Consider the following 9,896-nt stretch of genomic DNA (forward strand, 5'->3'; position numbering starts at 1 on the left):
AGCGGTCGTACGCGATCACCCCGCGGCCCGTCGCGCGGCACAGCACCGCAGGAAACTCGCGCCACAGGTCCACGCAGCCCAGCGAGTCGGTGGAAGAGGGACGATGGGCGGCGGCGCGGATGGGTCGGGGCAGGGCGCGGGCCCGGCGGCCCAGCGCCGCGCGAACAGGCGGCCGTGCGCGGTGGCGATCCAGTGGTCGGACGGGGCGGGACCGGGTGGTGCGGAAAGGGGCGTGGAGGAGGGGGCTGCGCTCATGCCGGACCATTGTGTCGCGTCCATTCGAATCGGGTGATGCAGTGCCGTGCCATGCCGTATCGCCGACGCCGGACGGCGCCGGCCTGTCCTGCGGCGCACACGGCGGTGGGCATGCAGAGGGCGCGTGGCCGTGGCGATACGGGATACTCGCTGCCACCGTTTTGGCGTCGCCCCCCCCAGCCCCTCCCTTCTTTTCCACTTCCCTGCAAGGACCGCCTCTTTGAAATCAGCCAGCGCAAGCACCTTCGACGAGGCGTACTACCAGCGCTTCTACTACGACAAGAAGACCAGCGTGGTGGACCCGCAGCACATGGAGCGCCTGGGCACTTTCGTGTGCAGCTACCTCAAGTACCTGCGGGTGCCGGTGCAGCGCGTGCTGGACGTGGGCTGCGGCATCGGGCTGTGGAAGGGCATCGTGGCGCAGCACTTTCCCGCGGCCAGCTACCAGGGCGTGGAGTTCAGCCCCTACCTGTGCGAGCGCTACGGGTGGCAGCAGGGCTCGGTGGTGGACTACCAGGCCAGCGAGCCGTTCGACCTGGTCATCTGCCAGGGCGTGCTGCCCTACCTGAGCCCGCCCGATCTGAAGGCCGCCCTGCGCAACCTGGGCCAGTTGAGCCGTGGCGCGCTGTATGTCGAGGCCGTGTCCCGAGAGGACTACGAGCGCGACATCATCGACGAAGACCTGACCGATGCGCGCATCTTCCGGCACTCCGCCACGCTGTACCGGCGCGGGCTGCGCGAGGGCGCGCTGGAGCTGGGCGGCGGCCTGTGGCTGAGCCGCCAGGCCGAGGTGCCGCTGTTCGAGCTGGAGCACGTGGGCGGTTAGCGGGGCGCCGGTGGAGGAAGTCGAGCGGTTGGCGATGTAGGGCGCCGGCACCCTGGAAGATTCAATAAAAAGCGAAGGGAGAGGTGATGGAAAACGCAGGGATCGGCGAGTTGTCCAAAGGCATTGTGGCGTGGCTGCCGTTGGCATTGCCGCTCCTCCTGCTCGTGATGTTTGGGTGGGTGATCTTGCGCTCCGAGTCGTGGCACCTGCTGCGGCGGCGCACCTGGCAACTGGTGCACGGCAAGGGCGGCATCACCGATCCGGCCTTGCAGAGCTATGTGGAAGAGCAGACCAACCTGACGGCATTCCGGGTGTTCGTTGGCATGCCGGTGACCACGCTGGCCGAGGCGCACACCCTGATGGCGTGGTGCCGCGCGCACGATGTCCGGCTGGAGATACTGCGGCGGTGCGGGCAGTACTTCGATCTGGAGACGCGCACCATCAAGGCGAGCCCGCGGTTGCTACGGATCAAGGGCAACGTGTGGGGCATTTGTGCCATGGTGTCGCTGGTAGTGGCTGCGATTTCTTGGCAGTTGATCACCCTCCCCTATGCGGGGCTGACCCTGAAAGAGAGTGGTCAGCACTTTCTGGCGTCGGAGGTTGAGATCCGGACCGTGTGGCCGCTGCTGAACGCGCCTACTTTGAAAGCAAAAGATTGCGCCAAAGAGCAGGCTGCTGCAGTCCAGCGATTGGGCTTTTCAGCGAGCGATGTCGCCCTGCTCTGCGAAATGCTGCCAAAGCAGGAGTTTCGGGAATTCGCCCGAAAGGCCCTGCTGGAACAGCGGATCGGACTCTTCGTTTTGGGTGCATTCATGTTGGTTTTGATGTATTTCGAAACAATGGCCGCGCTGAGTTGCCGATGCGCTGAAAGATTGCTCAAGCGCCGGCTGCCACCCTGGTTGCCCGGAGAGCAGATGCCATTGGATTTCGATGCCCGTTGAACCACATGGGGATGTTCCCCACGCCGTCTCCCGCCTGCGCACCGAGCGCCTGGCGCGCAGCTCCAAGCCGTTCCTCGCCCGAGGCGGCCCGCGCGGCGAGCGCTGCCCCGGCTGCCGGCTGGTGCCCAGCCACTGCCTGTGCGCCGTGCGGCCCCAGGTCGCCACCCAGGCCGGCATGTGCCTGCTGATGGCCGACATCGAGCCGCTCAAGCCGAGCAACACGGGCTGGCTGATCGCCGACGTCGTGCCGGACACCTTCGCCTTCGGCTGGGCGCGCACGGTGGTGGACCCGGCCCTGCTGGCGCTGCTGCGCGACCCGCAGTGGCAGCCATATGTGGTGTTTCCTGGCGAGTTCGCAGAGCCTTCGCGGGTGGTGACCCGGGTGGAGCCCACAGAGGTTCCAGCGCAGGGCATGACGCCGCCGCCCCTGCGCCCGCTGTTCGTGCTGCTGGATGCCACCTGGACCGAGGCGCGCAAGATGTTCAGGAAGAGCCCCTACCTGAACCACCTGCCGGTGCTCAGCCTGCAGCCCGAGCAGCTGTCGCGCTACCGGCTGCGCCGCTCCCAGCGCGACGACCATTTCTGCACCTCCGAGGTGGCGGCGATCTGCCTTGAACTGGCGGGCGAGTCGTACGCAGCGCAGACACTGGAGGCCTATCTCGACGTGTTCACCCACCACTACCTGCAGGCCAAGCACCAATTGCCGGTGGAGATGGACGGCGAGGCGCACCGCCGGTTGCGGGCCCTTCGGACGCCGGCGCCGGGCGCTGCGGCGCAGGGAGCCGCGCAGCAAGACGGATGAGGGCGCGGCGGCTTGGCGGCGCGCTCCTGCCTCCTTCATTTCACCGCTTGCAAACCTCGCAGTAGTAGAAGTAAACGTCTTCCTCCCGGCCCTTGACCACCGGCGACAGATAGCCCACGCCGCTGTCGGCCGCGAACGAAAGGCGCACCTGCCGGCCGTCCTTGAATTGCACGTCCACGGGATCGCTGGTGCATTCGCCGAAGGATCCGTAATAGTTCATCACCGCCACCTGCGAGATGGGGATGGCCTGCCGCAGGAAGTTGCGCACATACCGCTCAGTGACGCGGGCCGGCGGCGGATCGGCCGTGCATGGCTTGCCTTCCGCATCGAAGAATCGCGCACTGGACAACGTGATGCGGCGCAACGGGCCGATGACGTAGGCGCGGGCTTCCATTCGGCGGCGGTCTTCCTCCAACTCTGGGGCTGCGGCGGCCGTCGATACGGCGGACTCTGCCTTTGGCGGCGCAACAGGCTGTGGTTGTTGGCTCGTTGGTGCCGAATGGGCCAGTGTGGCCAACATCAGCCCTGCCAGCGTGGCAATCTCAGGGGGCGTTGTCATTGCCATGCTGCCGTGCTCGCTTCGGTTGGGTTTTTCCGGCTGACGGTGGGATGGCGGAACACCTCGGTTTTTGGAATGGAGAGCGACATGGCCAGCTCGTCGAGCAGCCATTGCAAGGAAGCGTTTTGAGCGTTGTTGACGGGCTCATAAACCGCGTTTTGATTGAAGAAGATTTCGCGCTGCTTTGGCGTTGCATTCCCTGGTGGATTTTTCCCCGGAGGCAGGGAGGGGCGCCCCACGATTTCTATGCCAAGGCTGTCGACATTGGACGGGTAGCGGACTGGCACCGACTTCTGCATTTCTATCTTGTGCATCCTGTCGGGGACGCTGGACTGAGGAAACTGCTTCGACTGCTTGAATTCAGCAGGTTGGCATTTGAACTCAACCAGGCAGCGCGCCAGCAAGGGGCCGACATGATTGGTGCGCTTTTTAACGGATGCCGTTTGATAAATGGCGCCATCTTTGTCGATGAGGAAATGGGCGCCATTGGCATTGGCGTTGCCGTAGCTGTTGAAAGCGCTTGCAGACGTGGCAGCACCTGTTTGATGAACGATGATTCCCTCGATTTCAGTGAAAGGTTGCCGCTCAATCTGTGAATAACGTCGTGCTATGACTCGTGCGTGAACAACCATCCCTTGTGCGTCTAAGTTGAGCAATCTCTTCTCCCTTTTTCAATAGCAGGATTTATGAAATTCCGATCGCCCCATGATCTGCGATGCGTCAATCGTGTGTTGCTGTCTGATTGTGAAGCTGCTGCCAGCCATCGGCCCGAATTGGACGGATCGCCAAAATTCCCGGCGGGCGTCAAACGCTTCCATGACGGGGAAATCTATCTGCGAGAGGAAATCTCGGTGTGAAAAATCGTCAAACCAAGTTTGGTGGAGGTTCGCGCGATTACAGATCAGATAGGTGTCTGTTGTCTCGTCCAAACGGCCGGCTCAGAAACCGCGAACCCTTCTCCCCGAACCGCCAGGGCACTTCGACCGCCTTGGAGATGCCGATGCGCGGCCCGGCGATCACGTCGGGCGCCGGGTGGCCCGGCGAAGGCTGCAGCAGCGCGAACGGCGGCAGGTGCAGGGACTCGCCGTCCAGGCGTGCGTCGATGCCCAGCGCCTGCGCCAGCCGTCCGGGGCCGGCGCATAGCAGCCGGGCGTCCTGCAGGCCGCGCCGTTCGCGCAGGGTGTCCAGTCCGTGGGTGGGCTCGATGGCCCGCAGCAGCACGCCTGCGCCATGGCCCGCTTCGCGGCACACGGTGTTGACGCACCAGTGCAGGCCGTAGGAGCGGTACACGTAGGCGCAGCCCGGCGGGCCGAACATGGCCGCGTTGCGGGCCGTGGGGCCACCGAAGGTGTGCGAGGCCGGGTCGGTCTGGTCGTAGGCCTCGGTTTCCACGATGCGGCCGCCCACGCCGTCGACCAGCAGCGTCACGCCGATGAGCCGGCGTGCCACCTCGTGCGCTGGGGCGGTGAAGTCGATGTCGGCAAGGGTCAGGGCCAGGGGCAGGTCGTGGGGCATGGGCGTGATGCTAAGACCCGCAGCGGCCGGCGACGGCCGGGCCCTGTGTCATGGGGGCGGCACGCCACGGCGATACTGGCGGGCCGAACGCCTCCGCCCGGCCGGCGTTCTGCCGGGTCCAGCGTCTCCCCTTGTTTCTTCAACCAACGAACCCGACCACGAAGGCATGCCATGAATTTTCCGTCCCACCGATGGCTCCGCGCCGGCTTCGCGCTGGTCCTCGCCTGCCTGCTGTCCAGCGCACCCTGGGCGGCCGAGCTGAGCGCCAAGCGGCAGGCGCTGCTGATGTCCATGTTCAAGGAAGACGCCGTGCTCACCGAGCAGGTGCACCGCGACTTCTGGGCGGGCGTGGACGCCTCCGACGCCGCCGCCACCGAGGCCGCGCAGGACCGACTGGCCGCGGCCATGCGCAATTCGATCGAGTACGAGCGCGCGACAGCACTGAGCTACCAGGCCAGCATGAAGCAGCGCAAGCCCGTGGTGAATCCGCGCTACGAGGCGGCCCTGAAGGACCGGCTGGCCATGCTGAAGGCGCGCAACCTGGCGCCCGACGACGTGCTGGCCAAGGACAAGGCGTTTCGCGCCTCGCTGGTGCCGATCTCGCGCGGCAAGCCGTTCGAGGCCGACGGCAAGCGCATCGTGATGACGCCTGCTCTGGTCGATGCAGCATTGCAGCGCGTGGAGGCTTCGCACCAGCGGCTGGAGCGTTTGCTCAATCCGGTGTGGGCCGGTGCCGGGGGCTGACACGGCCCGCGTTGCGGTGCAGCTAATGCACCGAGGTTGGAGGCCTGTTCACTTGACGGAAGGAAAGGTGAAGTCTGCGCCCATCAGCCCTTCACAGGCCTCGCAGTAGAGGTAGTACGTGGTCTGGTGAATTTGCAGCACACCCCAGCCCGTCGCGTTGTCCAGCGACAGCCGGCCTTTTTTTCCGGTTCGTCAGTTGCAGTTGCGCTTCGGCCTGGCAGTCGCCCTGGTCCAGACTCTGGAGGTAGTTGTACCGGGCGCTTCGGACGGCATGCTGCCAAAAATAGGCCACCCGGCGGGTGTCGATGGAAAGGTTTTCGCAGTTCGCATCCCCGCCTTGCATGCTGTGTGCGGCGCCCTTGTGGATGTGAATCGCAGAGGGGTGGCCGATGGCGTGGATAGCTTGTGCGGCGGTGGGCGCGTCGGCCTGCGCCGTGTTCGTTCCGCACAGCGCCCAGGCGATGCCCAGCATCGCCACGCCATGAACGCCGCGTTTCCGGCGCCGGGGATTGGTTGTCTTCAAGATCATTGGCATGGACGTGGAGAGTGCTTCATGGATGCGCCCGGCGCAGAAGCATAGACGGTCTTGCCAGGGGGCAAAATGCCCCGATGAAAGCTCCCCCCAGACTCCAGTCCCTCATCGAGGAAGGCCTCATCGACACCGTGGTGCGCCAGCTCATGAGCGGCAAGGAAGCCATGGTGTACGTGGTGCGCTGCGGCGACGAAACGCGCTGCGCCAAGATCTACAAGGAGGCCACGCACCGCAGCTTCCGGCAGGCGGTGGACTACACCGAGAACCGCCGGGTCAAGAACTCCCGCTCGGCCCGTGCGATGGCCAAGGGCAGCAAGTTCGGCCGGCAAGCGCAGGAGGCCGCGTGGCAGAGCGCCGAGGTCGATGCGCTCTACCGCCTGGCGGCAGCCGGCGTGCGCGTGCCGCAGCCGTTCAACTTCCACGAGGGCGTGCTGCTCATGGAGCTGGTGACCGACGCGCACGGCGATGCGGCGCCGCGACTGAACGACGTGGCGTTCACGCCCGAGCAGGCCCGGGCGCACCATGCCACGCTGATCGCCGAGGTGGTGCGCATGCTGTGCGCGGGCGTGGTGCACGGGGACTTGTCCGAGTTCAACATCCTGCTCGCCCACCTGCCTGGCGCCGGTGCGGACGAAGGCGCCGAGGGCCCGGTCATCATCGACCTGCCCCAGGCGGTGGATGCGGCGGGCAACAACCATGCGCCGCGCATGCTGCTGCGCGACGTGGCCAACCTGCGCGATTTCTTCGGCCAGTTCGCGCCCGAGTTGCGGGCCACTGAGTACGGCCCCGAGATATGGACCCTGTACCAGAGTGGCCAGTTGACGAACGAGACCCCGCTCACCGGCCGCTACGAGCGCCGCCATGCGGATGTGGACCTGCAGGCGGTGATGCGCGAGATCGACGATGCGCGGGCCGAGGATGCGGCGCGCCGGCTGCGCATGGCGGGCGGGTAGCGGCAAGGGCGCGCGCGGGGCGGGGCTCACAAACCTTCACAAAACAGGCGCACGCGCACGGGGGTTGCCCTGCAAAATCGTTGACCGGGCGAAATGGCCGGACTTCCCAGGCGCGCGCCGCCTTGGGGGCCGCCGCCGAGCCCGCGCACGGCCCTGCCGTGCCTTGGCGATGACACCACCGGAGCCTCACCCATGAACCCAGCCACCTGCGCGATCTGCGGCCAGCCCCTGGACGATGCGGCCGAGGGCGCCTATGGCGACTGGGTCGCGTTTGCCGACCACGACAACCACGCGCTGCCCGAGCCTGGAAGCCGGGCGCCCGGTCTGGCCTATTTTTGCGCGGAGCACCTGGCCCGGGCCCGTGAGCGCGCCGCATGGCGTTGTCACGATGCAGTGCAGGCCCTTCGCCTGCATGCCGGCGCGCAGGCTGCAAGCGCGCTGCAGGCCCTGTCCGCCCCGGCGCCGCTGGGCGGGGCTGCGGAGGCCGTCACCGCCCCGCAGTCGCCCTGGTGGCAACGCTGGTGGGGCTGACGTGCGGGCCGGGGCCATGGGGCTGGCCATCGCCCGCCTGCGCCGCCGGCCGGGAACTGATCGGCCTGCCCACGGTCAGTCACTGCCGTTGCTGGTCTTTTCTTTTCTGCACATGAGGGTGTCCGCCACGATGGTTGCTTTCCGTTCGATTCCGCACCCCGCGCACTCCAAGCCCTCCACAGCACCCCGTGGCGTTTTCCGGGCCGTCTGCGCCGCGCTCGCCCTGGCCGCCTGCGCCGTGGCGCCCCAGGCCTGGGCGCAGAGCTACACGATCTCCGCCGAGCAGATGCAGGGCGCCGTGGCCGAGAAGTTCCCCCGCCGCTATGCGCTGGGCGGCCTGATGAACCTGGATGTGCAGGCGCCCCGGCTGCGGCTGCTACCGCAGCAGAACCGGCTGAACGCCGACATGGACGTGACCGCCTCGGGTCCGCTGCTGCAGCGCCGCTACGCCGGCGCGTTCGATGTGGACTTCGCGCTGCGCTACGAGCCATCGGACCGCACGATCCGCGCGCACCAGCTGCATGTGAACGCGCTGCGCCTGGAGGGGCTGCAGCCGCAGGCCGCGGAAATGCTCGACATCTATGGCCCGCAGCTGGCCCAGCAGACGCTGAGCGAGGTGGTGCTGCACCAGTTGCGGCCGCAGGACCTGGCCGTGCCGGATGGCCTGGGCATGCAGCCGAGCAGCATCACGGTAACGGACAAGGGGCTGGTCGTGCGCTTCGAGCCCAAGGCCGCACCTTAGAAAGGAAAGTGTTCACCGCTTTTTCGGGGATGGCTCTTCTACCCGCGGGGCCAGGGCCTTTCCGGGCGGTTTGCCGCGTTGCCGCGTCTGCACGCAAGCCCCTGCCATTGGCGGCGCACCGCGCCTTGTATCCCGCGTTGGAGATGTTCTGAGCGCCGGGCCCGGCGCGCCGCAGGGCAGGTGCGGCGTGGTCCTACCCCGGTCCGGCCCGGCGTTTTTTACGATGGGTGCTTTCCGGCGCGGCCACGCAGCGCCGTTGCGCACGGTCCCGCCGTGCCCGCAGGGGCCACCGGCCCCTTCCGCCCCATTCCTTTCATGCCACCGGCGGCGCCTCGCGCGCGGCCCGGTCCTTCTTTTCAAGGAGCTCCATGAACACGCCATCCTTCACCTCGTGGTTCCAGACCGAAACGCTCTGGGGCCTGTCCCTGGTCAGCCTTGCGCTGGCGCTGGCCGCCGCGCTGGGCGCGTACCTGGCCATGTCGCTGCTGCTGGGCGTGGCCGTGCGGCGTGCGCGGCGCCTGGCCGAAGCGCAGGGCGGCAGCCACCGCACGGCAGGCGTGGTGTACGAGCTGCTGGCCGGCACCAGCCGGCTGCTGGTGTTCGTGGCGGCCGTGCTGGTGGGCGTGGGCATGCTCGATCTGCCGGGCCGCTGGGCCACGCGCGTGGGGCAGCTGTGGTTTCTGGCACTGGCGCTGCAGGTGGGGCTGTGGGGCACGCGCGCGGTGGCCCTGGGGATCGCGCGCTACCGCATGCACCACGGCCTGGCCGCCGCGGGCGACGCGGCGCCGTTCAGCGCGTCGGCCACGCTGCTGTCCTGGGGGCTGCGCACGCTGCTGTGGGCCACGGTGCTGCTGGCCATGCTGTCCAATCTGGGGGTGAACATCACGGCGTTCGTGGCCAGCCTGGGGGTGGGCGGCATCGCGGTGGCGCTGGCGGTGCAGAGCATCCTGGGCGATCTGTTCGCCTCGCTGGCGATCGCGGTGGACAAGCCGTTCGATGCAGGCGATTTCATCGTGGTGGGCGGCGTCGCGGGCACGGTGCAGCGCATCGGCCTCAAGACCACGCGCATCCGCAGCCTGGGCGGCGAGCAGGTGGTGATGAGCAACACCGACCTGCTCAAGCAGACCATCAACAACTACCGCTACCTGCAGGAGCGGCGCATCGTGTTCCAGTTTCGCGTGCCCTACGGAACCACGGCCGAGCAGGCCGAGGCGGTGCCGCAGGCCGTGCGCCGCATCATCGAGGCCGAAGACCAGGCGCGCTTCGACCGCGCGCACCTGCAGGGCTTCGTCGAGAACGGGCTGCAGTACGAGGTGGTCTACATCGTGCTGGACCCGGCCTACAACGTGTACATGGACCTGCAGCAGCGCATCAACCTGTCGCTGATGCGCGAACTCGCCGCGCTGGGCGTGGACTTCGCCGTGCCGGCGCGCACGGTGCAACTGGCCGCGCCGGCGGGCGGGCCGCCGCCCGGGGGCTTTCTGCGCGTGCAGCAG

General features: G+C 67.3%; 12 protein-coding genes and 1 pseudogene. 8 read left to right on the forward strand and 5 right to left on the reverse strand.

Translation table 11 applies throughout. The features are described from left to right. Positions 1–255: pseudogene (locus AC27IO_RS16025) on the reverse strand (alpha/beta fold hydrolase); the annotation flags it as partial. Between the two features lie 220 nt (positions 256–475). Between AC27IO_RS16025 and AC27IO_RS16030 the strand changes: the two are divergent. The 3 genes from AC27IO_RS16030 to AC27IO_RS16040 all read left to right on the forward strand — a co-directional run bounded on the left by AC27IO_RS16030 (position 476) and on the right by AC27IO_RS16040 (position 2,824). Next, entirely contained in the window at positions 476–1,081 is a 606-nt protein-coding gene (locus AC27IO_RS16030) for a class I SAM-dependent methyltransferase (RefSeq protein WP_272566652.1), read from the forward strand. A gap of 86 nt (positions 1,082–1,167) precedes the next feature. Beyond that, on the forward strand, positions 1,168–2,022 hold the full coding sequence (locus tag AC27IO_RS16035; RefSeq protein WP_284431633.1) for a DUF6216 family protein: 855 nt from the start codon (positions 1,168–1,170) through the stop codon (positions 2,020–2,022). Further along, entirely contained in the window at positions 2,012–2,824 is an 813-nt protein-coding gene (locus AC27IO_RS16040) for a tRNA-uridine aminocarboxypropyltransferase (protein WP_284431632.1), read from the forward strand. Before AC27IO_RS16035 ends, AC27IO_RS16040 begins: the two co-directional genes overlap by 11 nt. 40 nt (positions 2,825–2,864) lie before the next feature. On the opposite strand, the gene AC27IO_RS16045 is transcribed toward AC27IO_RS16040, so the two are convergent. From AC27IO_RS16045 to AC27IO_RS16055, 3 genes are all read right to left on the reverse strand, one after another. Beyond that, positions 2,865–3,218, reverse strand: a complete 354-nt coding sequence (locus tag AC27IO_RS16045; RefSeq protein ID WP_284431631.1) for a hypothetical protein — start codon at positions 3,216–3,218, stop codon at positions 2,865–2,867. 161 nt (positions 3,219–3,379) lie between these two features. Next, positions 3,380–4,039 (reverse strand): peptidoglycan recognition protein family protein, encoded by a 660-nt coding sequence (locus AC27IO_RS16050; protein ID WP_284431630.1) that lies wholly within the window; start codon positions 4,037–4,039, stop codon positions 3,380–3,382. A 238-nt stretch (positions 4,040–4,277) separates the two neighbouring features. After that, positions 4,278–4,898 (reverse strand): DNA-3-methyladenine glycosylase, encoded by a 621-nt coding sequence (locus AC27IO_RS16055; protein WP_284431629.1) that lies wholly within the window; start codon positions 4,896–4,898, stop codon positions 4,278–4,280. 171 nt (positions 4,899–5,069) lie between these two features. On the opposite strand from AC27IO_RS16055, the gene AC27IO_RS16060 reads away from it, so the two are divergent. After that, complete coding sequence (locus tag AC27IO_RS16060) at positions 5,070–5,642, forward strand: hypothetical protein (RefSeq protein ID WP_284431628.1); 573 nt, start codon at positions 5,070–5,072, stop codon at positions 5,640–5,642. Positions 5,643–5,733: 91 nt separating this feature from the next. Here AC27IO_RS16060 and AC27IO_RS16065 read toward each other — a convergent pair whose 3' ends face one another. Further along, a complete protein-coding gene (locus AC27IO_RS16065; RefSeq protein WP_498739644.1) occupies positions 5,734–6,177 on the reverse strand; it encodes a hypothetical protein in 444 nt (147 codons plus the stop codon). A 74-nt stretch (positions 6,178–6,251) separates the two neighbouring features. Here AC27IO_RS16065 and AC27IO_RS16070 point away from each other — a divergent pair, with 74 nt between their 5' ends. The 4 genes from AC27IO_RS16070 to AC27IO_RS16085 all read left to right on the forward strand — a co-directional run. Then, positions 6,252–7,127, forward strand: a complete 876-nt coding sequence (locus AC27IO_RS16070) for a PA4780 family RIO1-like protein kinase (protein WP_272566665.1) — start codon at positions 6,252–6,254, stop codon at positions 7,125–7,127. A 192-nt stretch (positions 7,128–7,319) separates the two neighbouring features. Continuing rightward, positions 7,320–7,658: a hypothetical protein gene (locus tag AC27IO_RS16075; protein WP_284431626.1), complete on the forward strand. Its 339-nt coding sequence runs from the start codon at positions 7,320–7,322 to the stop codon at positions 7,656–7,658. Between the two features lie 112 nt (positions 7,659–7,770). Next, entirely contained in the window at positions 7,771–8,400 is a 630-nt protein-coding gene (locus AC27IO_RS16080; RefSeq protein ID WP_498739646.1) for a DUF1439 domain-containing protein, read from the forward strand. Between the two features lie 368 nt (positions 8,401–8,768). Next, the coding region (locus AC27IO_RS16085) for a mechanosensitive ion channel family protein (protein ID WP_498739648.1) at positions 8,769–9,896 on the forward strand (1,128 nt) is incomplete at its 3' end.

This window comes from Acidovorax sp. KNOB132 (assembly GCF_057541515.1).